Raw genomic sequence first — 23,708 nt, 5'->3', positions numbered from 1 at the left:
TTTTAATTTTTAGCAAATACCAAATGTTGAAAATCCATTTGATTAAGATTATGCTCGGTTAAATGAGTTTTTGAAACTTCTTCACACTTATCAAGAAGCTCTGCTTTTTCTTTATGCGGTAATGCTAATTCAGCATTTATAGCTTGATACCATCCTTCTTTATACTGATAATGATAATGAAGATATTCTTTCACGGGAAACACAAACCCATCTATTTGTGATTGTAACTCAGCTATTTTACCTACAATGGATGTAATTTCATGTTTTACTTTATTTGTGTTTTCGAGCAATTCAGATTTCTTATTAAAAAGATTTACAAGTTCTTCCTTTTTAGCCCTTATGAAAGCTTTAATTTTATCAACATTTTCATATTCTTTCATGACAAAATCGAAAACTAATCCCCAAATAATGTAAACTACAAACCCGGCAAATATGATCATCCAGAATTCTGCCTCTTTCAACGCAACGGGTAAACTATAAGAATCTGAATTTAGTGTTTTATTAAATTCATAAATTTTCTTTTCAATTTGGTATGCTAGTAGCCCATCAAATAAAAATGTTGTTAGAAATAAAACTCCAATTTTAAAATAAACCTTAATGTCTTTGTTTTTCTGTAGCATATGAATTATATATCCTAATCCCATAAATACAAATGGAATTGTAATGACCAATAGCCCCTCTAACCAACTGGCTTTAATTGCATTGGTTAATGCATTAGGATCGAAAATAGCAGCAGTTACACTATCGTTAGAAAATTCTTTAAAAAAAGCAGAATAAGAAGCAGAAATATAAAATACCAATAGATAAATAGTGATCGGTAATAATATAAATAATCCAATATAGAACTGAGCTTTTGGTCTTTTATCTACATCCAAAATCCCATATTTATCTGGATTTTGTTTAACATTTATCATATCATGCTTTTTGGTTTCAATAGTAGCATTGATTCTTTTTTCATGTTCTTCATAGATAGTTATAGCAGTTTCCCTTTTCTTTAATTCTGTTTTTTGTCGTTCCTGTTCTTCCTTGTAGGGTTGTTTCAGACGTTGTTGTTCCGCTAATTGTTTTCGACATTGATTCTCAAAACTATTATATAGATTATGTAGACCGACTCCTAAAGTAATTGGGCTTCCAGAAGATTTTTTTGCGGCTCCATAACCACTTTGATAGTATGTAATTCGAATTTGTTCTCTATTTTCTTGATTTTCAATATTATTAACTTTAGACTTGGAAGTCTTAAGCGTAAATAACTTTTTTATAGATTCCATAGATTAAGAATTTATATGATTAAGTATTTCTTCTATTGTTACTCCTTTTTGCACACAATCCAAAAGATATTCAGCAAGTTGTTCGATGTTTTCGTCTTGGAATTCAAATTTTTTACAATACTTCTTCAATGTATTGCGTTCATCTTCTGTAATTTTTTCATCGGCCCATATCATTTTTGATAAGTCATAAAGATATTCTATACGTTCTTCTTTGCTTTCGGGAATACTTGATTTATGATCTATTGGATTCAATAACAGTTTTTCAAGTTCTTTTTGAGGAATACCTCTTTCTTCAGCAAAATGATATAGCATATTAAGTTCAAGAACATCAAAATCATCGTCTGATAAAGCCATTTTATAAAGCCTTAGAAAATGACTTTTTAATTCAGCAGAGATTGTATAGTTTTCCATAGGATTTGTTTTTTTATAATTAGCTACATTTACACCCAGTTCCCACAACCCATTTACAGCAAGGATCACGTTCACATTCAGCTTTTGTTTTGTTAGAACACCCGCAATTAGAAGTAGAGGCACATGTTCTAACACTGTTTCCAGGTTCCTCACAGGCTATTCCATCATTATCAAGATCCAGATCATTTCTACATTCGGGATCTGCATTAAAAGCAGCTTGAGCTGCTGCTTGTGAAGTATAATTGGCACAATTGGTATCTCTGCAATCTGCTGAAATATCGATAGATTCATCTTCAGTTTTAGAGCAAGAGTTGGTTGCTATGATTAGCATAAGTCCCAACAAAATAGGAGTAAGAATATTTTTAAGTTTCATTTTTTGATGTATTAGTGAATTAGAATAAAAAGAAAGAAAGTAGAAGAGGATAGTAATACGAATAACAATATCGTACATCCGCATCCTTTTGAATTTTTAAAAGATTTTCTATAGGTCAATCCAGAAATTCCAGTTTTAATTGAATATCCTTTAGAACTTAGGGAGCCTCGTTTAGTTCTATAGCTTGGAGATATACCAGATTTACCTATATTTAATCCTAACCCTTTACCAAGCTTTATTCGTTTATTGTATCTGAATCCCATTTCGAATGTTTGTTTTATCTTTATTTAGGAGGTTTTCTTCTGTGAGGTTTTACTGGTACCGCTTTTGGACCTGGTTTTAGCTTATTAGGGTTTGGTCTTGGAGTTGGAGAAGGAGTAGACCTCCTATGTGGTTTTATGGGTACTGTTTTCTTTGTCATTGTAATAATATTTAGATTAACCTTTTTGCTATTTCTTCTTGCTTAATGATTTCTTGATTTGGTAGTATCATTTGCGTCTCATTATTAAACGGATTCTTAAAAAGCTGAAAACCACTTCTACAATTACGAAATCGATACCTAAAAGCTTTAATTCCTGAGTTTACACCATTATTGTTTATTTGCTCATACACATAATTCGAACAGGATTTTCGAAAAATACATCTTCTTCTTTTTGATTTTGGGATCAAGTACCAATAGAGCCTAATTGTAATTATGAAAATCCACTTCATAATATTTTCTATTTATTAAATACTATCATTTGTCTGGATGTTGTGAACCCTGGACTCCCTCCAAAACCAAAACATCCGTTATTAGGTTGAACATAAGTTGTTACACTTTCTAATCCAACATATTTCCATCCATCAAGATTATAATGTTGAATTAATTCTTCTAATTGCTCTGCAACTGGTTTTGAAGTTTTTTTATTATCAATTGAAGCTACAAATGGCACAACTTTATATTTCATAATTTTCTAAATTTTATGATTAATACACTTCAAACTTACCAACCTTGAAAACCAATCCCTTGTGGTTTTCCACAGAGCCTAAAACTTACCAGAAATGAAAAGTCCCCACAGGTTTTAAAAACCTGTGAGGACTGCATATAAAAAGCTTGTTCTCCCAACACTTTTTGTATGATTATGCATACTGGGTTAATTTCCAAGTAACTGCTTTTCCATCATATGGAGGCATTCTATTTCCCTTAGCTATTGGCGCAGTGGTTGAAGGAGTACTTACTACTTTCCAAATACCTGATTCAGGACATGTTTCCCCAGTCCTTGCTGTTGTTCCAATTGGTTTTTTTGCCATTTTTAAAAGTTTTTAAATTAATACTACAGCAAACTTACTTTGACCCAAAAAGAATCCCTCGTGGAAAACCACAAGGGATAAAAATATATGCTTTTATAATATTCGTTTATGAAATCAACCCTAATTGATTTACCATATAGATTAATTGTACATTGGTTTTGGCATTAAAATCTTCTCGTAGTTTACGTATTCTGTCTTCTACAGAACGTCTGCTATTCGGCGAAATATTGTTTTGTATCAGGTATTGACTAATTTCTTCTTGTTTATATCCTTGTACCAGTAAGGTTAGCAGTTGTATTTCGTAAGCATCCAATTGTAAAACATTCTTTTGATGTAAGGCACTTTTAGAAACCGGGCAAGTGAATGTCTTATGATCATATACAGCTTGTATGGCTTTATTTAACTCTGATAATCCATATAACCCTTTGCAGACATACCCATTAATTTTGTAGTTTTCGAAAAGAGATTTCATAATAGTCGGTTTATCTTCACCCGAAAAGACGATGATTTTAATATCAGGTTGTATTTTTTTGACTTCTTCAATAAGTTGTTTCCCCGATGTGATAGTATGCTCTTTATAATCCAGGGTAAAAGAAAGATCACTAATTAGGAGTTGATAAGGAACATCTTCTTGTAATGCTCTTTCGATCTTGAGTCTTGTTTTATCACAAAACTGGGCCGTATCTACCTGTGCATTAGTAAATGCATGGACCGAAGAAACAATTCCCAGGTTTTCATTATCGATATCCTCGGCAATAATAATTTTTGTAAACATACCTTGATTGATTAAGAGGTAAAAACAATTTTTGCTTTAAAACCTTGCTTAGGTTCAGATTCAAAAATAATAGTTCCTTTGATGTCTTTCATGCGGTTTTCCACATTACGAAGTCCATTTTTAGAAATAAGGTGTTTATCGGTAATCCCGATACCATTATCTACATAGGTAACAATAAGTCGCTGTTTTTCTTTTAGAAATTGTACAGACACAAAACTAGCTTTACTATGCTTCTTCATATTGGTCAGTAACTCCTTAAGTACCCAATATAGTTCTCCTTTTTTATAGGCAGATACAGAAGACCAGAAATCAGCATCCAGAGTATTGGTAACCACTTTTGTGGTTTGACTGCCGTAAGAGTTTAATAAGGATAATACCTCATCACCGTATTCTTCTCCTGTTTCTACGGTATGGTCTCTCGAAATATCTCTTACTTTATGATATACACTATCAAATCCTTTCAATATTTTTAGTTTATCGGGATCGGTCGTAAAACCGGGATCTTGTTGTAATTGTGTAGCGAGATAAAAGATATCATTTCCTACTTCGTCATGTAGTTTTTTAGAGATTCTTTTTTCGGTGGTGTGGCGTTCTTGTATTCGCTCTATTTTATTACGTTGTTTCCAATAATAAAAGACAAACCCTATTCCTATGCTTAGCAGTGATATTAATGATATTAAGACTATTCTTTGATTTTTTTGTTTTTGAAGTACTACTTGCTGTTGAGCATTCTGTTCTTTTATTTTTAGATTTTCTTCTCGGTATTGATCGGTTTCATACTTGATTTTAGCAAATTGATTTTTGGCTTGTTGTCTCGCAGTAGTGATACTATCTGTTAAGTTTTTATATTCAATTGCTTCGTTTTTTGGGTTTTTCTTGAGATCAATTAGATAAGAGAGTGCTTCCACTTTAGATGTTGCCCATCCCATTTTAGTTGCAATTTCGTAAGCATTCTTTGCATAGTATATAGCAGTTCTATTCTGTTTGTTATCTTGATAATGTTTTACTAAATGAATCGTACTAGAAAACTGTCCCGATATATCTTTTATTTTCTGTCTTATTCTTAAGACTTGTAAAAGCTCTTTTTCTGCTTCCGGATAATTTAATTTTGATTTAGCAAAACCTAAATTATCCATTACTCTAAGTTTTACTTTTATATCCTTTTCTAGTATAGGAAGTTTTACCAACTTAGAGAGGCTATCAATAACTAGTTGAAATTTTTTTTGTTGAATATTTATTACTGCAATATTATTTTTTAAAGTAATTACCTTTAATGAGTCAATGGAAATTTTTAAAGCTCTATTATACCATATTATGGCATCATCATAATTTTTCAATCTTTTTGTTGCTATCCCTAAACTATTATACAAACCTAATTTCTGTTTTAATGCCAATGAATCGGGAAGCCCTATTGTTAATTTTAAACCTTCGATAGCCATGTTTTCGCTAGAGTTATAATCTCCCAGGCTGTTTTGGGCTATAGCTATTCGTCGTAGTTTCTTTATTGCGGTGTTTGTATCTCCAATTATTAGATATAGTTCTTTGGCCTTTGTATAGTATTTTACAGATTGAAACTGGGAATTAATTAACTTATAATATTTTGCCAGATCATTATATGCTTTTAATTCATAAGAGGTGTCTTGTATGGCTTTAGATTTTGAGAGTAATTCATTTGAATAGAACAATGCACTATCTATAATTTTAAGCTTTCCAAATTGACTTATTTTTTTAGAAAGTTTATCAAGATCAGAACGATCTGTTTTTTGGGCATGAGAACACAAAAAAATTAGAAAAAAGAGGAATGTAACAATAACTTGTTTCATTCCTCTAAAATAATAAAAGAGTCAAGAAATTATCTCTTTTCTCTACTCATTTTCATCATCATCAGGTGGTATTTCTCCTTCTTCCCCTTCGGTAGCGATTTCTTCAATGCCGATTTCGTCGGCGATATCAGAGGTGGTACATGAAAATATAGATAAACTAAACATTACTATTGCTATTATTAAAAATGATCTTCTCATCTTTTTTTGTTTTTAAAAATTCAACAATAGTGTTGCTGTCCGGGTTTAAAACCAGAGGATTAACAGCCATTCGGCAACACGTTAAATGAGAAGAAGCGCTTCTTCGGTTTTTAGGAAGTAGAGTGGAAATAGGCCGACAGAAAAAGTGAATTGTACTTCCTGGATCAATACGCAGATCCCGTCTTATATTTCCGGTTTTGAATTAGTTTGTATACATTTGTCTTGATAGCTAAATCAATACGTTTTCAAAACTTTTGTAAAGGTATAGCTGTTTTACCCCTCTGATAATAAGTAATTCGGATCATTCGGATGAATTCGAATTATTAGGATAAATTCGTTTCTAAATTTTAATAAAAAACTGATTGTGATGACGTTTGAAGATTACAAAAGGAAAATATTGGAACATTATAGTTCTATCAAAAATGATTCTAATCACCAATTAAATAGATTTTGTAATAACATCACTCCTGGGAAAATTAAGAGCGCCAGTAAAATTATTTTAGAAACTCAAAATAGTAAACAAGATATTCATACTTTATCATCCTATTTCAAAATTCCTATTAATAGAGATTTTTTGAAGTTTTTAGATTCTGTTGATGCAGATAAACTTATTCCTGTAAAACAGTTTCTTAACCAAATAACTAAAGAACCAAGGGAGGAAGTTGTAGAATTTTCTGCTTGGTTGCTAAACTTTAATCCAAGACCATATTCAAAGTTTATAAACAATAAAGGTCTAATTATAGATAATCCTCCAAAAGGAAGGGGAGGAGATGATTTTCCGCCAGAACCTAAAAATCCTTGGAAAAAAATTGTAATTACCGTTAGTTTTATTTCTTCGTTTGCTGTTATTCTATATTTTGTAATTGATCGGCAACGAAAAGATTGTATGATCTGGTCAGAAGACCATTATGTAGTAGTAGAATGTGGAAAAACTAACTCTCCTGATATTGCATTAAATCGTAATCTGTTAGAGAATTTTAGAAAAATTAAACCAGATACCACAATGACGTTTTTTAAAGATGGAAAAGCTCTATTTTGGTATGATAAGACGGTAGGAATTGAATTTTTTACAATGCCAGGTACGCATCCAACTAATGGCAAAACATTAAAACCTGTTAGTCAAACTATTGTTCGTAAATATATATATGGAGAAGAATAATCGTATATCGTACTTTCATGTTCATAAAAATATCAAGAGTTGTGCAGAAATTAGATGTGCTGCAACCAAAGAAGATAAAGAAGTAAATATTTGTTAATGCAAGAAACACACAAAGAGAAATTTCGGGAAATGATCATAGATACTCTTGGATCAAATTATACATTACATGCTATAGAAGAAACCAGTAAATATGTTTTTGGTTTTTGGAAACATGTGGATTATGAGCATGATGATGAAAGAGGAATGTTAGTAGGTCCGGGTCCAGTGGTATTTATTAAAGAAAGTAAAGAGTACAAAAATTTGGGAAGTGGAGATCTTGTGTATGGGGATTATTATGATGAATTTAGAGAAGAAGAGAATGATGATGATGGCTGGTTGTCTGTAACAGAAATAAAAGAAGGTATTCTAAGGAGAAAGTTTGTAAATGAACATGATATAGTTAATATGATATTCAAGATGAATCAGGAATTTGGAGAATACAAATATGAATTGGATCATGTCAACTGGAGAAAACCCAGAGAAACTTTTGTTTTTATATCTGATCATGTGCAGGTACAGGAAAAAATAAAACTTTTTCTAGAAGATCTAAAGATAGCTTACACTATAGAAGGATCTAAAATTATTTTTAATCGAGAGCTTGAATGATTAAATTAATAGTACTTAATCAGTAACACTTCATTGCATTATTTGTAAATAATGTTCGCTATATAATATGGAAGAAAATTGGGGTAACTTTTTGATATGCATAATTATGTTATCTATCATAATTTATGCTTTGGTGCAAGGATATAGATCAAATAGATGCCCAAAATGTAAAGCAGACTATTTTAATATATCGAGAACAAAAGAAGACTATTTGGGTGAAGATTTTGCGAATCCAAAACAACGTCTTTTTCGTAATTATTATAGCTGCAGGAAATGTAATCACGAATGGACAAAAGATGTATACCGATCTAAAAGTGATGAAAGTTATTATTAACAAAAACTGTTAAAAAACAATCCAATACCATACAAAATAAGCCAAACCCCACTTATCTAAGTGGGGGTAGGTACTTATAGTAGTGGGTAGGTTAAGGGTATATAGGCTATAGGGGGTACTTGTGGTAGTGGGTGTCACTGCCGGTAACCCTGGTTAGGGGTACTTCGATTGCCAGTGGGGGGTACTTCAAACAGAGGCAGCACTTGTGTTCAACAGAAGTGCTGCTTCTGTTTTATACAGGACACACCTATGTTTGCACAGGGGGTGGGTACTTCTACAGTGGGGGGTGGGTACTTCGTAAGTACCCTATCGTCCTAAAATAACTTTACATATGTTATAGTAATCCTAAAATAGCTTTACAATTTTGTTCGTCCTGGTATTGGTTTACAATATTGAGGTTTTTGTATGATGATGCTCTGGTTTCAAAAAATGAAACTCGTATTTGGAGAGTTACGAATACAAAAAACGTTCTTTTATTTTCAATATTTTGGTATGATATATACCGAAATCTGATTGTTTTTTCTCTTCTGGATCATCATCTTAAAATTTTGTTAGTACTTGTGAATATTTGTGTATATTTAATCAAAATAAACCTAAATAAATTTTATCCTATGTAACAATTTTACCTTTTATTACAAAAATATTCTTCTCTTAACGTATTCCTTCTTTTTATACCCCACCTTGAAAAGAAGTAATGAAGTCGTTTAAACGACTTCAATGTATTAATCATCTAAATTTTAAAAAATGAAAAGATTTTTTACCAGTATTTTATTGATTTTTTCTATCTCGGTTTTCGCTCAAAAATATACGGTCGATACAGATCTTATTGATCAGTTTACAGACAGTGATAAGATACATATCATCCTATCAGCCAGTATCGATGCCGATGGTTTTCATACCATAGAGTTGGATTGTGATTGTGCAGATGCACAAACGTTTAAACTAAAACCATTAACTTATCCAAACTTTGAAGTAAGGGTAAAGCAAGCTATTAAAGCAATCATTACTTCTACCAAGGATAATAACGATGTTCCCTTGGTTCCCAAAGATGTAACGAATACCGATTTGGTTCGTAATCGAATTACACAACTTTTTGCAAGAATTGTTACGTTTTACAACACCGAAGAAGAACGCCCCCAAGTGGCTACAATCAAATTAAAAAATGAAGAGATTCCTGTATATTATAATACCGATGTAAAGAGTATACGAAAAATTCCCCTTGATGATCCTTTAAAAAATATAGAAGTCGAGATTTCATTCTTTGGCGGGTTTATAGAAAAGATACAGGTAAATGGTAGTATAGGAGAAGAGAATTACTCATTCAATAACAAATACTCCATCGGGATCAGTTCTACCAAAAATATACAACAGCTGTCGGATTATGTTTTGTATTCTAATGAAAAAATATATAGAGACACTTCAGATACTAATGCTATAAAACTACTTCATGAAGATCAGTATCAATATAAAAAAACAGAGAAAAAGAGCCTATTTATCCAGGTAGATGATGTGATTCGTTATATCAAAAAAGTAGATGTTAATGCCAATGATATTAGTCCCGTACCTCAAACTATTGTTCTGGATAAAAGTAAAAAAGAATCTAAACTCTATCGGGAGGAATCTTCTAAATTATTTGAAGCGGTTGCCTATACCGACCTCATTGGGTTGTTTGATGAGGAAAGCCCTAATGGATTGGTACAATTAGAAGTCAAAAAACGATTTAACCTGAATACACGTAGGTATGACAGGCCTTGGTATTATGGTATTGTTCCGCCTTTTTTATTGTTCGAAGGGGCAGGAGTGTTTCAGAATGCAGATGTATTCTTTCAATATTCTAAGATTGAAGAAAATAATAAATTCTTGTTACCTCAGACAGTTGGTAGCGAAACGTTTTATACCCCGATTTCGTTACTACAGTATAGAAATTTTGCAGTTGGTGGTATTCTGAATTTAATGACATTTGAGAATCAAAATTCAAAAATTAATATGTTTTTTAATGCAGGGGCTTTATATGGTAGAACGGGGGTAAAGCTGGATGCAGCAGATGAAAAAGGAGTATTTTATAACAACCTTGAGATCCCGTTTGAAGCTTCGATACAAGTCTTACCCGAAAAAAGAGTAAGTTTTTCATTTACGGATCGTCTTTCCTGGTTTGAAACCTTTAATGAAGATATTGCAATCCGATCTATAGAAAAAGGTGAAGCAGTCTCAAAAAACAGATGGCTTAATAGTTTCAATATAGACTTACTGGTCGATATATCTACCACAGGAAAATTGTTTCTGAGATATAAACTCATCCATGAATTAGATAATATAAATAATAACTTCTCACAACTTCAATTTGGGTATAGTTTCTATATTCTTAAAAATAACGGGGTAAAAGGCAAAAAATAAATAACTATTAGATGTTAAGAGGTTTAAAAAGTCATTATATTTTGATTTGTCAGGTTGAGACATTAAATAAAAATTTTATCCAGTGAATGAACTGACGTTCCAAAGCAGAGCTTTGAAATCTTTTTTCACCAGTATAAGATTTGTTTTGCGTTTGCAACATCTATGAAGCCTTGGAAAGATTTTAGCACAATAAATCTGGTTTTCAGTGAAATTGAAAAATACCTTGAAAAAAGTGCCTTTTCTTTTGGTTCTGTTTGCTGCCGGGCAAGCAAAGAAAATGAACAGAAAGCCAAATTGAAGGAAATTAGATGAAATTTAAGAAATGTAAATATTTGAAAAACAAATTGTTATAAAATACGTCAATGGTAGCTTGTCGAAACCCATATTGATTACCAGTAAGATAAAAATATTTCGACAGGTTCAATATAACATTGGACTTACTTTTTAGACCTCTTTTTTATGTTGAAATAACACAAAATAACAAACAGGTTTACATATTTTAACTATTAAATCGTGATCTTATTAGTATGATTAATAAGTGTCGTTTTATTAAAAACTAGTATACATTACTACTTTTAGTTCGCCCTGTTATGGGTTTACAATGCTGAGATATTTGTACGATGATGCTCTGGTTTCAAAAAATGAAACTCGTATGCGCTACTATTGTAAAAATAAAGCTTTATATGAATGGGTATATGTATATTTTAGAATGTAGTGATGGGAGTTATTATACAGGTAGTACAAAATATTTGGAGAGAAGAATACAACAACACCAAAATGGAGAAGGCGCTAACCATACCAAAAAGAGGTTACCGGTAAAACTACTGTATTATGAGCACTATAATCGAATAGACACCGCTTTCTACAGAGAAAAACAAATACAAGGTTGGTCCAGAGCAAAGAAAGAAGCATTAATGAGAGGGGAGTTGGAAACATTACCAGGATTATCCATGGCGTATCGGGATAAAGATGGGGCTTCGAGAACCTCAGCCCCCGATGATTCGAATAAAACAACGAATATCGAACCCTGAGGCACTCGAAGGGTGAGATTGCTGAGTGTAAAATCGGACTTCAACTTCGTGTTTCCTGAGCTAAGCCGAAGGGCTCAGCCCTTGAACGAGACTGAACGCTGAGCTGTCACACTGAGCTTGTCGAAGTGGCACTCGAAGGGTGAGTACGTATCGTGATAAAGATGGGACTTCTAGTGTACTTCGACAAGCTCAGTATGACACCTCAGCCCCCGATGATATCTCGGGCTTTAATGATAAATAGAACTCGAACCCTGAGGCACTCGAAGGGTGAGATACCTAAGTATAACCATAAACACATAAATCAATGCGGTAAACATAAGGTTAAAAACAACGATATCCATTCCTTTTGTCGTTGTGGGTTGAAAAATCATTGTACTTGCCGTAAGGGACATATGCATAAGAATGATGATCCATAAACTTTGAGTGTGCTCATATACCCAAACCATCAAAATCCTAAAAGCTGGTAAATGTGTAACGAGTTTTATGATCAGTAATATTGCTAATGGAACATCCCCGTCGGGATCACTATCCATAAAAAGAGGCATATGCCATATTCCCCATATCACTCCAAGAATCAATCCTGTGGTACCTATACTAAAATGTAGTCTCAGTTTTGGTACAGCAAATCCCGTCCAGCCAATTTCTTCAAAAAAACCGGCTACAATACCACCTAGAATTCCCCCAAGAACCAAAAAGAGAAGGTCATCGGTAGAAAGAAGGATAGGAGAAAATTTAGAAGAAAAAGAAGAGAGGAGTATATAGGTAAGCCCAAAAAGTAACGGAGCAGAAAACAGAGCAATTACATACCATCGGACACCTACTTTCCATATACCCATTCGAGTTTTTAGTTGCTTAAAACTGGCTTTACCATTTTCAAAGTAGTTAACTAACAACCCTGCTATAAAAGGCCCTGCGCACATAGCCAAAAATAGTAACGGGATTTGACTATCCGGTATTTCTTTCTTTCCGGTAAATCCGTCAATACCCATAATAAAAACTAGGCCCGTCCACGAAATCAAAAAAGTGAGTACAAAGTATATCAATAAAAGATATTTTGTACGTATACCTAAGCTGTTTTTCATGTTATACCATAGTTTTGTTTGAATCTTTTAGTACAACCTATTCTCGATAGTCCGTTTATAATACTAAAATAATGAATCTTTTAGTATGATTTCAACTTTTAGAAGTGTGTTTTGTCATAATGAACCCTGAGGTTCTCGAGGGGGTGAATATGGGGCGCGATAAAGATGGGGCTTCGAGTGTACTTCGACAAGCTCAGCATGACACCTTAGCCCCCGATGATATCTCGGACTTTAATGATAAATTGAACTCGAACCCTGAGGCTCTCGAAGGGTGAGCATAAAAACAAAACAAAAGACATCCCCCTATAAAACAAAAGAACCCTATACATCAAACAGATATATAGGGCTTGTCATGTGTTGTTTTATAGCAAGGTCAAGATGAGTTTTAGTTACCGAGAATAACAGTATATGTAATATTAGCTACTTTCCAACCTCTTCCGCAACCATTAGATGCATTAGCACTTACCAGTGCTATTTTGTTAGGTGCTATTCGCTGTGCAATATCTGCTACATGAGAATCGAATTGATATTGATACTGATCCATGTTTATATCTCCATCACTATCGATATAATATGAGTAGTTATAGGTAAACTCCCTGGATTGTATTGGGATGATCAATGTTCCTTTACTAAAAGAAATACAGTTAGAAAGATTTACATATTCTTCGATCTCTGCAGCGGCATCACTACCACACCCGATATCACTGTCTAATGTACATCCAACTCTTTTGGCAATTGCCTGGTTGTTTTGACGTACTAGTTTTTCTACCAATTGTGGCATCGTAGGATCGTTTGATACATCTTTTACACTTACAAACTGTTGAGAAGCATCTTGAACAGTTGCATTTTGTACTTCTTGTGCTTCGGGAGCATCAAGACCATCGTTTTGACATGCTATAAAAGTAACGGAGATAAAAGCAAACAGGCCTAATTTTAAAATGGATTTTTTCATTGTGTAAGATTTTAAGAATTGGTTAATGATGATCCAAAACTATTTAAAAAACAGCTGAGTTAGTTATCCCTTTCTAATTGTTTACACAAACATAAAATCGAAGCATAAACCGTAAATAAATAATAATTTTCACTTTTTGGTAGTGTGGAAATTACTGGTTTCTTAACAGTGCCATAGACTATTGTATTCGCTTAAAAGCGTTGATTTAAAAGGGATAATGTTGTATATGTCTTTGTAAGATTTAGAAATGATGTTGATAAGATCTTTTACCATAAACTCAGTACAGGTCTACTGAAGCGGTGTCGAAGGGTGAGGTGTCATGCTGAGCCCTTCGGTAAACTCAGGACAGGCTTGTCGAAGTACACTCGAACCCAGAGGATATATCATAGGGTTCCTTAATTCCCGATTTGAATATAACAAAGGGAATTACAGCTGCTAATGCTATTTTATTCACGGTAAACAGGGTGAGTGGTGGCGGTAATAAATAATATATTTGTAATGCATACCGGATATCATACATATTATGAAATGAGACATTTTATAATTAATGTATTATCAGATAATTACTAAAATTTAAACGTATGAAAAATACACTGATCTGTATCATACTACTCATTACGCTCTTTTCTAATGCCCAGGAAATAAAGGTGCTTACACCAACAAGCATAGAAGTACTGGATTTGAATACTACAGATGAAAAGGAGTTTAACAGAAACAGGAAAGCTTGTGAAGCCATTTGGGAGCGCATGTCAAAAGGACTTAAACTAGAAGACCTTACCCAGGAAGAGAAAGCAGAATTAGATAAAATGGTTGATGAAACAATGACTAATTATTGGGATATTGAAGGCCAGGGGTGTAGTTGGTATTGTGGTGGAGGACCATTTAAAGAAACCGCATCATCGCATTTGGCGGATCAGGGGAGTATACAGTCTGGAGCAGAAAATGCCATGGACCTAAATTATAAAAATGCATGGGTAGAAGGAGTCCCTGGATATGGAATAGGGGAATACCTGGAATATAGTTTTTATCAGGGAAGCCCGCGCATTACAGAGATTATTGTAGTAAACGGGTATGTAAAAAGTGAAACCGCCTGGCGAAATAATAGTAGAGTAAAAAAACTTAAAGTATATATTAAAGATGAGCCTTATGCGATCCTAAATCTTACCGATCAGCGTGCTGCACAACATTTTAAAGTAGATCCGATAGGTAAATTAGATAAGAGCATAGATTATATTACTTCAAAAAGTTTACCTCCCTGGACTATGAAATTTGAGATTATGGAGGTATATCCGGGAGATAAATATGAAGATACAGTACTTTCTGAAATCTATTTTGATGGGATCGATGTACACTGTTTTGCCAAAGGGACTTTGATTACTATGGCGGATCATACCCAAAAACCGATAGAAGAGTTACTCTTGGGAGAACAAGTGCTTTCTTATGATCAAGCTACAGATAGTTATATCACTGCAACGATTAAAGAACTGGCAAACCCAATGCATGATGCTCTTATTACGCTTTCACTATCCGATAGTTCAACAATTACTTGCACCCGTGATCACCCACTCTTATCTTCTTCTGGAGATTGGTTATCCTATACTCCAGAACAAACACAGATAGCATATCGGTTTGATGATGTAAAACAACTTGAAATAGGGAGTATCATACACACCGTTTCTGGCGCGATGAAAATTTTGAATATCAAAGAAATTGATACTGCTCAACAAACATATACTATCGTAAAACTGGATAATGCCAATACTTTTATTGCAAATGGTATTGTAGTTGGTACCGAAGAATTACGTGTGTTTAGAACATGTGATACGCATAAACTAATAACAGAATGAATTGATCTTATAATCTGAGTTCGACCTAAACTAAAATGTTATAAAAAGCGTCAATTCGAGTGGTTTTTAAGAATGAAATGGAGAAAAACTGTATCGAGAATAGCTTTTTTAGATAGAAAATCATTATTCTCGATACAATCTTCCAGTCTATACTGAGCTATATCGAAGTATCAGATCGAATTGACGTGATTTTCTTACGTCGAACTCAGGTTATAATAGTATCCTGAAGCCCTCGTTTTTTAATCGTAATTACTCTTTTTAGATCTATTTATTGGCGAGCATAGCCTTTGGCAATAGTATTTTGTGCTGGTTTGTAGCGTGGTGAGAAATCCAGGCTAGTGGGTGCGCTATCCATAGAGGTTCTGGTGTCCCATTGCCAGATATACATACCCGAAAACCATTCTTTATCCCATAAAGACTCAAATAATGCCTGGTATGCAAGTTGTTGAGTACGATTAGATTTTTTCTGATATAGGATTCCCAAAGAAGACTGCCACTCCCAGGGATGTATTGCAGCTGAAGCTTCACTTTTATAGCCTACTTCTGTAAATAGAATTGGTTTTTGGTGGGTTTGAGATAAGGTTTCTAAGGTCGTGATATGTCTATTCCAGCCCTTTTTAAGAGTAACCAGATCGGGATTAGATTTCTTAGTGAGCGGAAAATAAGCCTGTATACCAATATAATCTAATTCTTTCCAGAAATCGATAAGTTCGAATTCTCCATCCCAATTGGCAGCATAGGTAAGCTTACCATGATAAATAGTCTTGATTTCCTGTACTAAGGCTTTCCATCGATCTGGCTGATGTTGTAAAGATGATCGTAGCTCGGTCCCTATACAAAATAGCTCTACGCCAGTTTCTTGGGCCATACGTGCATAATGAATGATATTGCTACGATAAGAATCAAACCAGATATCCCAGTCGATGGCAGATGGTAACGAAATGTCAGAACGCCAGCCTTCACTCATCCATAAATGTGGTTTTAGATGTACATGAACGCCCTTTGCCCGCAATTGTGCAATACTGCTAATAAAAATAGAATCTCTCTTTGACCATCGCCCTATAGTTTTTGGAGTATCCATTTGTTTTGTATATTGATCTTTCTGGTATAAAAAGGGAGTAACAGCTACCCACTCTATATTGTTTTTTACCAGCGTAGCAATAGATTTTTTGTTATGAAAACCCCAACCAAATACACTCATTCCGCGATGTTTTCCATCGGTTTTATAAAGATCATTTGTCGTATCATTAGTATTTTCAATAGAATAATCCCATTCATAAGAAAACTCTTCTGTACTATTTGCACGAACAATAGCCTTGTAGATACCCAAGAGGATAAAAAAAGGAATAACCACACCAAATATTACTTGCTTCCCCATAATGATAAATCCCTTACGACGATAAATTCTCATAAAATATCGAATGAGTAAAAACAGTACATAACAAATGGCAAATGTAATATGAACACCAATTAAAAATGTAGTATTCGGAAGTAGTTCTATTATGGTTTGAACCGATTTTTTAAAACTAATATCTGCTCGTAATGATAGGGAAAGGAATAATAATACAATTAATATCCAGGTACTTACATACACTTTAATAGCAATAAAGAATTCCTTTTTCATTTCTAAATATAGCTAAAAACCAATACCTATTAGAGGAGTATGATTTAAAAACGTTACATCACGAATCTAAATCTTATAAGAAATGAAGCCTGTAATAACCTAATAAAATGGTGTATATCGATTAATTATCGAATTTGATTCGGATTTGCAGAGAAAACAATTCGTTTTTATATCGAATTTAAAAGGAAGCTATATCTTTAAAATAGTAATATAATCCACACTTTAAATTATCTTATTATGGCAAACGAAATTAGAAAAGAATACACCAACGGAGAGATTACCATAGTTTGGAAGCCAGGAAAATGTACTCATGCAGGTGTTTGCGTAAAGACTTTACCAAAGGCATACCAACCTAAAGAAAAACCATGGATTCGGCCAGAGATGGCCACTTCTGAAGCGTTAAAAGACCAGATCGGAAAATGCCCTTCTGGAGCATTGACATTTTACGAAAATGCAAGGTAGTTTTGACCTGTATTGAAGAGGAATACGCTAACAAAAAAGCATCTTGTTACAGAACAAGATGCTTTTTTTTAGAATCAAGCTAATTCAAAAATATGAGTCCCTGCAACAGGACATCTCTTTACTGATTGTTTGATAAGCCTGTCAAAGATGAATTGACAATTATGTTCACTTGATTATTTTTAAACCTAAATCCACTCATCAAAATTAGGATACATGCAGTACTCTTAAAAGAGTGTAATACCTAATATAGACAAGTTAAATCCCCCTTTTTTCAATAACAATTTTGCTAAGTACATGACGAAAAATAATTATTCTTGATTTAAACCTGGTTTAAAATTGTATCATCACGCTATTATCAAGATCTCACAGGTTTTTAAAACCTGTGAGATCTAACAAATGTTCAATTTTAAGTTTCCTATTATTTTAAGCTTATTTTGTCATGTACTAAAACAATGGTGTTATCATGAAACACCCTGATCTTAGTAAAATTGATATCTAAAGGCTATAAGAGTAGGATAACAAGGGCTATTGATTTAAAAAACTATTCTCGATAGTCCTGCAGAGCTTGCCGAAGTACATTTTGTCTTCATTTCATTATGACAAAACACTCGAATTGACGCTTTTTTTATAATGTTCTTCTTAAATACGTAATGGGGTTATATGAACAAAAAAATGGCTTAGTAAAAAGATGTTAAAAACTTGTTTTTACTTTCTGAAAAAAATGTGATTTCTTTGCCAGCGGGAAAAAAATATGCATTTGGAACATCAGGAAAAAGAACACGTTAAGGTATACACGCGTTATAACTTCTTTAATAAAACGTATTGTGTATTCAGAGGAGCTTCGCTACGCGAAATTACGAGAAGAAAACCAAATTACAGAAGTGAGTCGGGGAGTACCTATTATTATACAAAACATGGGGTATATAGAATGTCTAACCATTGGGGTAGAGCTGCAAAGTGCCAATGGAGATTAGTATCTGATTTTCCTCCGGAAATTGACGACTTACGATTAGGTTATGCAGATTGGGCAGATTTTAGAGAAAACCTGGATCCCGATGTAGATGCGTACTACATTTCGGTCGATTTTGAAACCAAAAAAGTAAGCTATATGCATAAAGATAATCCTGATTATGATCAGGTTGCTGTGTTACGTTCTGCAGATGCAACCCGAAAGCTTATCAAACAAATCAAAAACCTTCTCGAAACCTACAAGTGGGCCAAATATTATGATTATGATGATCTGGATGAATTTCGTGAAGAGGTAATCACCAGATTAATTAATAGTAATATCTCTTTAAATGAATTAAGACGTGAACTGGTGTAGTTTAATCAACTACAGTATAACCATATAAAATGGCATAGTAAATAATGTGAGTTCGACGTAAAAAAATTTACGTCAGTCAGAATGATTTTTGGTAGAAAATTGTATCGAAGACAAGTAAATTTTCCAGCAAAAGCCTTTTGACGGCTTTTTTAAACTAAATCCTTACATCGAATTCTCGTTAAATATGTGATTCCCGGCTTTTCAAGTAATAGTAAGATAGGGGTAATGTATCTGGAATAGAAATGAAAATTATAAACCATTTTTAAATATTTGCTATATATTTACTTTACCTGTTGTGCATTTTGATATTTTTGGATACCAAATTCGTCAATTCGAGTGCTTCGACCATAGGAAGAAATGTATCGAGAATAGGATTTGGGATCAAAAAAGCTATTCTCGATAGTTCTGCAGAGCCCTTCGATAAACTCAGGACAGGCCCTGCCGAAGTACAATTTTTCTATATGTCATCTCGAATGCAGTCGAGAGGTCACTATGAAAGACCACTCGAATTGACGCTTTTTATAGTATTATTTTAAAATATACAACGGGTTTACTTTTTATATTTTCATGGATTTAGAGCGTCAATTATTATTTCTCTTTAGTGCATTAGGAGCGTTAAATGGTTTTTTGTTAAGTTTTTATTTTGCTTTCTTTTCTAAAAAAAGAGGACTGTCTAATTATTTCCTGTCGGCGCTTTTATTTGTATTAAGTGTACGAATACTAAAATCTGTTTTCTTTTATTTTAATCCAGAATTATCTGAAGTATTTATACAAATAGGACTATCGGCCTGTGTTCTGATCGGTCCTTTTTTGTACCTGTATACCAAAAGCCTGATAGTGCAGTCCAAACGTAATAGTTGGTGGTTATTACATATTATTCCTGTTTTGGCATTGGTTATTGTTTTAAACAGTATATATCCTTATTGGGAATATAGAAGATTGTGGTCTGGAAACCTGGTTAAAATCATCTATTTACAATGGCTTTTGTATATCATATGGACAGCGATTCAATTAAAATCGGTTTTTATGGCATTGTTTTCTAAATCACATAAAATAAAACAATTAGAAATATGGGTGTTAAGTGTATTTGGTGGAGTATCTATTATTTGGATGGGATATACTATTGGATCTTACACATCGTATATCGTAGGTGCACTTTCGTTTTCGTTTGTATTTTTTCTTTTAATTCTATTTTGGGTATTAAAAAGAAATAAAACGTCTTTGTTTTTTGAAGAAACGATTAAATATGCGGATAAAAAGATAGACTATGATGAAGCGAGTGAGTTTCAAATCAAATTAGATGAAATCATTACGACTAAAAAACTATTTAAAAACCCGGATCTAAAACTTGCAGATGTCTCTAAACAACTACACGTTTTACCACACTATTTATCTCAATTTCTAAATGACAACCTGGGAAAAAGCTTTCCTTTATTTATTAATGAATATAGAATCGAAGAAGCCAAGCAACTTTTGGTTGATGAAGATAATTACACTACAGAAGCTGTTGGGTATGAGTGTGGATTTAATTCGAAATCAACATTTTATACTACATTTAAAAAGATCGTTGGTAAAACTCCGGCCGCGTATAAAAAAGAATCAGAATAGTTCTAATTTATAAATCAGTACTTCTGATTTATAATATATAAACCGATACAGGTTATGATTTTTCAAATTTGCTGAAAACTAATTCAGTATGAAAAATTGTATAGTATCATTTTTGGTGTTTTTTCTTTTGTTGGGAGCCTCGGCATCTTCACAAGATAAGATTTTGTTTGTTACCTCTAATCAAAGCACTTACGGAGACACCACTTTAAAAACTGCTAATCATTTTGCAGAAATCGTTTTGGCGTATGATGTATTTATAAAATCTGGTTACCAGGTTGATTTTGTAAGTCCGGAAGGCGGGGAAATTCCGATAGGATATATAAACACCTCAGATCCTATTCAGAAAAAATACTTAGATGACTTAGATTTTATGAATTTATTTAAAAATACTTACTCACCAGAGGCTATTAATGCAAAAGATTATAAAGCGGTCTATTATAGCGGTGGTGGGGCTGCTATGTTTGGGGTTCCTGAGAATAAAGCTATACAGGATATCTCAAGGAAAATTTATGAGAATACAGGAATTGTATCTGCCATTTGCCACGGAACCGCAGGAATTGTAAATTTAAAGCTAACTAATGGAAAATATGTGTATGAAGAAAAAGAGGTAAATGGTTTTGCTGATGCTTTTGAAAATAAAAATAAAGCGTATTATAAAACCTTTCCCTTTTCTATTGAAGAGGCCATTACCAAAAATGGTGGAAATTTCACCTATTCTAAAAAAGGATGGGACAATCATTATATAGTTGATGGCAGATTAATTACCGGTCAAGACCCTACAGCATCTGTATCGGTAGCAAAACAGGTGGTAGCAATGCTTCAGAAAACAAATCATAAATAAACTTAAAATAGATAAACAGATGAGAACAATACTTTATATCTTACTCGTATGCATTAGTACTTCGACATTAACTTTTGCTCAGGAATCTGATAAAACACTTGTAGAAAAGACCGTAACATATTACCTGGACGGTGGCACCAACAATGATTTTGAAACCTTAAAAAAGGCATTTCATACTAATGCTACGATGAAATTTATTTCAAAAAATGGGTACAAAGAGGTCAATGCTTTAGAATTCTTTAAAAAAGTAATGAAACCCGGACCAAAACAAAACCGAAAAACAAAAATTACATCTATAGATATCACAGGAAATGCGGCCCAGGCAAAACTAGAAATTGAATATGAAACCTTTGCATTTATAGATTATATGAATTTATTAAAAGTAGATGGAGAATGGAAAGTAGTAAGTAAAATATTCTATAGACAGCAAAAAAACTAAAAAATGAAATCGTTATTATTCGGTGTACTTCTCATATTTATTGGTAATCCAGCAATTGGTCAGACCTATATCGGGGAAAAAGCAGAGATCAAACAAATATTAGAAAATGGCAAAAACTTTTCTAAATATGTAAATACTTCAGATTATAAAATGATCGGTGAATCCTATACCAAGGATGCCAAAATATTCCCTAATAATTTAAAAATTATCGAAGGAACTGAAGATATATTAGGGTATTGGAGACTTCCCAAGGGTATAACAATCATTAATCATAAAATAGATCCTATCGAAATTAAAATCATCGGTAATGAAGCCTATGATTATGGCACCTATCAAGGTACTACCAAAAAAGCCGACGGAGAAGAAATTACCTGGAAAGGTAAATATGTGATTGTGTGGAAAAAAGTTGGGAGTGACTGGAAAATGTATTTAGATATTTGGAACTCAATTAAGTAATATAGTTCATTGTTTATTCAAAATTTCTACTGCTTTTGCCCAATCATTCTCTAAAACCGAATGTACTTGCTTTTGATCTGATCGAACAGTATAATCGCCAACAAATTGGGTGCCTAACAAATCGATATGATACAGTGCTTTATGGCCATTGGCATAAATCACAGCAGGATACACATCATGTTCTCTAAACAAAAACGAAAAAGGCCCGAAACGAACATGAGCATCTACAATTACTCCTTTACCATTAGGAGATAAAAGATAATCTTCTTTAGAAATAAAAAGGGTAAACCAGCCTTTATGAATTCTGAAATCATTTTTGGCGATACCTGCTTTTCCTTCATTGGGTAAAGGAGTAATAATTGATTTGATAGTAGCATCTCCAACTATTTTTTGAAATAACCCCATCATAGTTAGCAGCATCTTATTTTTAATACTAATCGAAGCTTTTAGCATTTTTGACCAGCTTTTTATTTTAAAATTAAAATTACCGGTCCATTCTCCTTTTGCTATTTGAAAGTAATAGATATGGTTAGGAGCATTTTTAAGGGCTTCCGGACTTAATATAATACCTTGTTGTTGTTCTATTAATTCAAGTAATTCGTTTCCGGCATTTAGAGTATCAATACTCTGATCGACATTTTTTACTTCTACAGAATTAATGATCTTCAAAACAGAAGCGGCCAAAAAACCTGGGTCAATAATTTTCTCACCCAACTGGGCTATATCTACATTTTTTTGTTCAATAACGATGTGTTGATCAGGTAAGGTAAGTGGTGCCAACTCGGTAGCGAGCTGCCAGGCAAAGTCTCGTGCGATTTTCATACTAAAATTAATAATCGCCTCTTCTTCTTTTTTTGCAATGTCCTCTAATAAATATAATAATGGAGAAAGCTCACTTAATTCCTTCAGAACGGTTGGAATAATAGAAGCAAGAATCGTATTTACTTTTTGAAAATCATCATGCAAATCATGAATAGCTGCTCCGGGAGCAATTTCTGCAGCAGCAACCCCTAAATCAATATTGATGTGCGGATTCATTCCTAATAATAAGTGTTGCACTATAATGAGTTCATGATCAGATATTGCATTAAAAGCAACTGCCCATGCTTTGGGCATGGCAGGATCATTGTTTTGAAATTGTTCAACTGCTTTAAAATAATATGCTGCAAAATGAATATCTAACTCTTCAAGTCGCTTATCATCATCAAAATACCCGGTACCTAATTTGCTTTTAATGGTTTGGGTAACTCGCAAATATAAACTAGCAAAATAACCCACTCGGCTAGAGTGCTCTTTTGACCACTGCAGAATAGATTCTAATTTTTCGATTACTTCATCGATAGAAGTTAGATTCATAATAACAGATTTAGAA

The 23,708-nt window shown here is 33.2% G+C and carries 28 protein-coding genes; 13 read left to right on the top strand and 15 right to left on the bottom strand.

The genetic code is table 11. From position 1 onward, the window contains the following. Nucleotides 1–2 precede the first annotated feature (2 nt). The 11 genes from ATO12_RS02890 to ATO12_RS25855 all read right to left on the bottom strand — a co-directional run bounded on the left by ATO12_RS02890 (nucleotide 3) and on the right by ATO12_RS25855 (nucleotide 6,138). Entirely contained in the window at nucleotides 3–1,268 is a 1,266-nt protein-coding gene (locus ATO12_RS02890) for an ABC transporter permease (protein ID WP_034238433.1), read from the bottom strand. A 3-nt stretch (nucleotides 1,269–1,271) separates the two neighbouring features. Beyond that, nucleotides 1,272–1,679 (bottom strand): TerB family tellurite resistance protein, encoded by a 408-nt coding sequence (locus tag ATO12_RS02885; protein ID WP_034239273.1) that lies wholly within the window; start codon nucleotides 1,677–1,679, stop codon nucleotides 1,272–1,274. A gap of 19 nt (nucleotides 1,680–1,698) precedes the next feature. After that, a complete protein-coding gene (locus tag ATO12_RS02880; protein ID WP_034238432.1) occupies nucleotides 1,699–2,052 on the bottom strand; it encodes an excalibur calcium-binding domain-containing protein in 354 nt (117 codons plus the stop codon). Nucleotides 2,053–2,063: 11 nt separating this feature from the next. Continuing rightward, nucleotides 2,064–2,315, bottom strand: coding sequence for a DUF4236 domain-containing protein (locus tag ATO12_RS25635; RefSeq protein WP_117589995.1), 252 nt, complete (start codon nucleotides 2,313–2,315; stop codon nucleotides 2,064–2,066). A gap of 20 nt (nucleotides 2,316–2,335) precedes the next feature. After that, the gene (locus ATO12_RS25865; protein ID WP_165583319.1) at nucleotides 2,336–2,473 is read right to left on the bottom strand and encodes a hypothetical protein; all 138 of its coding nucleotides are present in this window, start codon (nucleotides 2,471–2,473) and stop codon (nucleotides 2,336–2,338) included. 11 nt (nucleotides 2,474–2,484) lie between these two features. Continuing rightward, nucleotides 2,485–2,763 (bottom strand): membrane protein insertion efficiency factor YidD, encoded by a 279-nt coding sequence (yidD, locus tag ATO12_RS25265; protein WP_081801950.1) that lies wholly within the window; start codon nucleotides 2,761–2,763, stop codon nucleotides 2,485–2,487. Between the two features lie 8 nt (nucleotides 2,764–2,771). Then, nucleotides 2,772–2,999, bottom strand: coding sequence for a hypothetical protein (locus tag ATO12_RS02875; RefSeq protein WP_034238429.1), 228 nt, complete (start codon nucleotides 2,997–2,999; stop codon nucleotides 2,772–2,774). Between the two features lie 172 nt (nucleotides 3,000–3,171). Continuing rightward, entirely contained in the window at nucleotides 3,172–3,342 is a 171-nt protein-coding gene (locus ATO12_RS25860; protein ID WP_165583318.1) for a hypothetical protein, read from the bottom strand. Between the two features lie 106 nt (nucleotides 3,343–3,448). Then, nucleotides 3,449–4,117, bottom strand: coding sequence for a response regulator transcription factor (locus tag ATO12_RS02870; RefSeq protein ID WP_034238426.1), 669 nt, complete (start codon nucleotides 4,115–4,117; stop codon nucleotides 3,449–3,451). An 11-nt stretch (nucleotides 4,118–4,128) separates the two neighbouring features. Then, nucleotides 4,129–5,940 (bottom strand): tetratricopeptide repeat-containing sensor histidine kinase, encoded by a 1,812-nt coding sequence (locus ATO12_RS02865; RefSeq protein ID WP_034238423.1) that lies wholly within the window; start codon nucleotides 5,938–5,940, stop codon nucleotides 4,129–4,131. A gap of 42 nt (nucleotides 5,941–5,982) precedes the next feature. Next, on the bottom strand, nucleotides 5,983–6,138 hold the full coding sequence (locus ATO12_RS25855) for a hypothetical protein (RefSeq protein ID WP_165583317.1): 156 nt from the start codon (nucleotides 6,136–6,138) through the stop codon (nucleotides 5,983–5,985). 367 nt (nucleotides 6,139–6,505) lie between these two features. Between ATO12_RS25855 and ATO12_RS02860 the strand changes: the two genes are divergently transcribed. The 5 genes from ATO12_RS02860 to ATO12_RS02840 all read left to right on the top strand — a co-directional run bounded on the left by ATO12_RS02860 (nucleotide 6,506) and on the right by ATO12_RS02840 (nucleotide 11,701). Continuing rightward, on the top strand, nucleotides 6,506–7,297 hold the full coding sequence (locus ATO12_RS02860) for a hypothetical protein (protein ID WP_034238420.1): 792 nt from the start codon (nucleotides 6,506–6,508) through the stop codon (nucleotides 7,295–7,297). Between the two features lie 96 nt (nucleotides 7,298–7,393). Beyond that, the gene (locus tag ATO12_RS02855) at nucleotides 7,394–7,942 is read left to right on the top strand and encodes a hypothetical protein (RefSeq protein ID WP_034238418.1); all 549 of its coding nucleotides are present in this window, start codon (nucleotides 7,394–7,396) and stop codon (nucleotides 7,940–7,942) included. 106 nt (nucleotides 7,943–8,048) lie between these two features. Further along, a complete protein-coding gene (locus ATO12_RS02850) occupies nucleotides 8,049–8,276 on the top strand; it encodes a DUF6671 family protein (protein ID WP_131248755.1) in 228 nt (75 codons plus the stop codon). A gap of 744 nt (nucleotides 8,277–9,020) precedes the next feature. Then, on the top strand, nucleotides 9,021–10,670 hold the full coding sequence (locus ATO12_RS02845; protein WP_034238415.1) for a hypothetical protein: 1,650 nt from the start codon (nucleotides 9,021–9,023) through the stop codon (nucleotides 10,668–10,670). A 641-nt stretch (nucleotides 10,671–11,311) separates the two neighbouring features. After that, complete coding sequence (locus ATO12_RS02840; RefSeq protein ID WP_240486090.1) at nucleotides 11,312–11,701, top strand: GIY-YIG nuclease family protein; 390 nt, start codon at nucleotides 11,312–11,314, stop codon at nucleotides 11,699–11,701. Between the two features lie 227 nt (nucleotides 11,702–11,928). Here the strand turns inward: ATO12_RS02840 and ATO12_RS02835 are convergent, their stop codons facing one another. Next, complete coding sequence (locus ATO12_RS02835; RefSeq protein WP_081801949.1) at nucleotides 11,929–12,783, bottom strand: CPBP family intramembrane glutamic endopeptidase; 855 nt, start codon at nucleotides 12,781–12,783, stop codon at nucleotides 11,929–11,931. Between the two features lie 385 nt (nucleotides 12,784–13,168). Further along, a complete protein-coding gene (locus ATO12_RS02830) occupies nucleotides 13,169–13,735 on the bottom strand; it encodes a hypothetical protein (protein WP_034238411.1) in 567 nt (188 codons plus the stop codon). A 581-nt stretch (nucleotides 13,736–14,316) separates the two neighbouring features. Between ATO12_RS02830 and ATO12_RS02825 the strand changes: the two genes are divergently transcribed. Continuing rightward, a complete protein-coding gene (locus ATO12_RS02825) occupies nucleotides 14,317–15,582 on the top strand; it encodes an NADase-type glycan-binding domain-containing protein (protein ID WP_034238409.1) in 1,266 nt (421 codons plus the stop codon). A 268-nt stretch (nucleotides 15,583–15,850) separates the two neighbouring features. Here ATO12_RS02825 and ATO12_RS24575 read toward each other — a convergent pair whose 3' ends face one another. Further along, nucleotides 15,851–17,206 carry a glycoside hydrolase family 113 gene (locus tag ATO12_RS24575; RefSeq protein WP_051575566.1) on the bottom strand — a complete coding sequence of 452 codons (1,356 nt, stop codon included), beginning with the start codon at nucleotides 17,204–17,206 and terminating at the stop codon, nucleotides 15,851–15,853. A gap of 237 nt (nucleotides 17,207–17,443) precedes the next feature. On the opposite strand from ATO12_RS24575, the gene ATO12_RS02815 reads away from it, so the two are divergent. The 7 genes from ATO12_RS02815 (at nucleotide 17,444) to ATO12_RS02790 (ending at nucleotide 22,336) form a co-directional block, all read left to right on the top strand. Continuing rightward, a complete protein-coding gene (locus ATO12_RS02815) occupies nucleotides 17,444–17,668 on the top strand; it encodes a (4Fe-4S)-binding protein (RefSeq protein WP_034238407.1) in 225 nt (74 codons plus the stop codon). A 751-nt stretch (nucleotides 17,669–18,419) separates the two neighbouring features. Next, complete coding sequence (locus tag ATO12_RS02810; protein WP_025665652.1) at nucleotides 18,420–18,992, top strand: hypothetical protein; 573 nt, start codon at nucleotides 18,420–18,422, stop codon at nucleotides 18,990–18,992. 311 nt (nucleotides 18,993–19,303) lie between these two features. Further along, a complete protein-coding gene (locus ATO12_RS25750) occupies nucleotides 19,304–19,528 on the top strand; it encodes a hypothetical protein (protein ID WP_131248754.1) in 225 nt (74 codons plus the stop codon). Nucleotides 19,529–19,559: 31 nt separating this feature from the next. Further along, complete coding sequence (locus ATO12_RS02805; protein ID WP_034238404.1) at nucleotides 19,560–20,600, top strand: helix-turn-helix domain-containing protein; 1,041 nt, start codon at nucleotides 19,560–19,562, stop codon at nucleotides 20,598–20,600. An 88-nt stretch (nucleotides 20,601–20,688) separates the two neighbouring features. Then, nucleotides 20,689–21,441: a type 1 glutamine amidotransferase domain-containing protein gene (locus tag ATO12_RS02800; RefSeq protein ID WP_051575565.1), complete on the top strand. Its 753-nt coding sequence runs from the start codon at nucleotides 20,689–20,691 to the stop codon at nucleotides 21,439–21,441. A 19-nt stretch (nucleotides 21,442–21,460) separates the two neighbouring features. Continuing rightward, entirely contained in the window at nucleotides 21,461–21,880 is a 420-nt protein-coding gene (locus ATO12_RS02795) for a nuclear transport factor 2 family protein (RefSeq protein WP_034238401.1), read from the top strand. A 3-nt stretch (nucleotides 21,881–21,883) separates the two neighbouring features. Continuing rightward, on the top strand, nucleotides 21,884–22,336 hold the full coding sequence (locus tag ATO12_RS02790; protein ID WP_034238400.1) for a YybH family protein: 453 nt from the start codon (nucleotides 21,884–21,886) through the stop codon (nucleotides 22,334–22,336). Nucleotides 22,337–22,342: 6 nt separating this feature from the next. Here the strand turns inward: ATO12_RS02790 and ATO12_RS24570 are convergent, their stop codons facing one another. Further along, nucleotides 22,343–23,692, bottom strand: a complete 1,350-nt coding sequence (locus tag ATO12_RS24570; protein WP_051575564.1) for a DUF5995 family protein — start codon at nucleotides 23,690–23,692, stop codon at nucleotides 22,343–22,345. Between the last annotated feature and the right edge of the window lie 16 nt (nucleotides 23,693–23,708).

The sequence above is a fragment of the Aquimarina atlantica genome (genome assembly GCF_000626715.1).
GTDB lineage: Bacteria > Bacteroidota > Bacteroidia > Flavobacteriales > Flavobacteriaceae > Aquimarina > Aquimarina atlantica.
Note: the sequence above shows the minus strand (reverse complement) of the source record. Positions and strands in the feature narration are given on the sequence as shown.

Bases quoted from the DNA above. Each gene is read 5' to 3' on its own strand.
- ATO12_RS02835 (WP_081801949.1), bottom strand. From the start codon at position 12,783: ATGAAAAACAGCTTAGGTATACGTACAAAATATCTTTTATTGATATAC.
- ATO12_RS24570 (WP_051575564.1), bottom strand. From the start codon at position 23,692: ATGAATCTAACTTCTATCGATGAAGTAATCGAAAAATTAGAATCTATT.
- ATO12_RS25865 (WP_165583319.1), bottom strand. From the start codon at position 2,473: ATGACAAAGAAAACAGTACCCATAAAACCACATAGGAGGTCTACTCCT.
- ATO12_RS02790 (WP_034238400.1), top strand. From the start codon at position 21,884: ATGAAATCGTTATTATTCGGTGTACTTCTCATATTTATTGGTAATCCA.
- ATO12_RS02850 (WP_131248755.1), top strand. From the start codon at position 8,049: ATGTTATCTATCATAATTTATGCTTTGGTGCAAGGATATAGATCAAAT.
- ATO12_RS25635 (WP_117589995.1), bottom strand. From the start codon at position 2,315: ATGGGATTCAGATACAATAAACGAATAAAGCTTGGTAAAGGGTTAGGA.
- ATO12_RS02825 (WP_034238409.1), top strand. From the start codon at position 14,317: ATGAAAAATACACTGATCTGTATCATACTACTCATTACGCTCTTTTCT.
- ATO12_RS02830 (WP_034238411.1), bottom strand. From the start codon at position 13,735: ATGAAAAAATCCATTTTAAAATTAGGCCTGTTTGCTTTTATCTCCGTT.
- ATO12_RS02885 (WP_034239273.1), bottom strand. From the start codon at position 1,679: ATGGAAAACTATACAATCTCTGCTGAATTAAAAAGTCATTTTCTAAGG.
- ATO12_RS25860 (WP_165583318.1), bottom strand. From the start codon at position 3,342: ATGGCAAAAAAACCAATTGGAACAACAGCAAGGACTGGGGAAACATGT.
- ATO12_RS02845 (WP_034238415.1), top strand. From the start codon at position 9,021: ATGAAAAGATTTTTTACCAGTATTTTATTGATTTTTTCTATCTCGGTT.
- yidD (WP_081801950.1), bottom strand. From the start codon at position 2,763: ATGAAGTGGATTTTCATAATTACAATTAGGCTCTATTGGTACTTGATC.
- ATO12_RS02875 (WP_034238429.1), bottom strand. From the start codon at position 2,999: ATGAAATATAAAGTTGTGCCATTTGTAGCTTCAATTGATAATAAAAAA.
- ATO12_RS25855 (WP_165583317.1), bottom strand. From the start codon at position 6,138: ATGAGAAGATCATTTTTAATAATAGCAATAGTAATGTTTAGTTTATCT.
- ATO12_RS02840 (WP_240486090.1), top strand. From the start codon at position 11,312: ATGAAACTCGTATGCGCTACTATTGTAAAAATAAAGCTTTATATGAAT.
- ATO12_RS02870 (WP_034238426.1), bottom strand. From the start codon at position 4,117: ATGTTTACAAAAATTATTATTGCCGAGGATATCGATAATGAAAACCTG.
- ATO12_RS24575 (WP_051575566.1), bottom strand. From the start codon at position 17,206: ATGAAAAAGGAATTCTTTATTGCTATTAAAGTGTATGTAAGTACCTGG.
- ATO12_RS02815 (WP_034238407.1), top strand. From the start codon at position 17,444: ATGGCAAACGAAATTAGAAAAGAATACACCAACGGAGAGATTACCATA.
- ATO12_RS02805 (WP_034238404.1), top strand. From the start codon at position 19,560: ATGGATTTAGAGCGTCAATTATTATTTCTCTTTAGTGCATTAGGAGCG.
- ATO12_RS02880 (WP_034238432.1), bottom strand. From the start codon at position 2,052: ATGAAACTTAAAAATATTCTTACTCCTATTTTGTTGGGACTTATGCTA.
- ATO12_RS02865 (WP_034238423.1), bottom strand. From the start codon at position 5,940: ATGAAACAAGTTATTGTTACATTCCTCTTTTTTCTAATTTTTTTGTGT.
- ATO12_RS02855 (WP_034238418.1), top strand. From the start codon at position 7,394: ATGCAAGAAACACACAAAGAGAAATTTCGGGAAATGATCATAGATACT.
- ATO12_RS02795 (WP_034238401.1), top strand. From the start codon at position 21,461: ATGAGAACAATACTTTATATCTTACTCGTATGCATTAGTACTTCGACA.
- ATO12_RS02800 (WP_051575565.1), top strand. From the start codon at position 20,689: ATGAAAAATTGTATAGTATCATTTTTGGTGTTTTTTCTTTTGTTGGGA.
- ATO12_RS02860 (WP_034238420.1), top strand. From the start codon at position 6,506: ATGACGTTTGAAGATTACAAAAGGAAAATATTGGAACATTATAGTTCT.
- ATO12_RS02810 (WP_025665652.1), top strand. From the start codon at position 18,420: ATGCATTTGGAACATCAGGAAAAAGAACACGTTAAGGTATACACGCGT.
- ATO12_RS02890 (WP_034238433.1), bottom strand. From the start codon at position 1,268: ATGGAATCTATAAAAAAGTTATTTACGCTTAAGACTTCCAAGTCTAAA.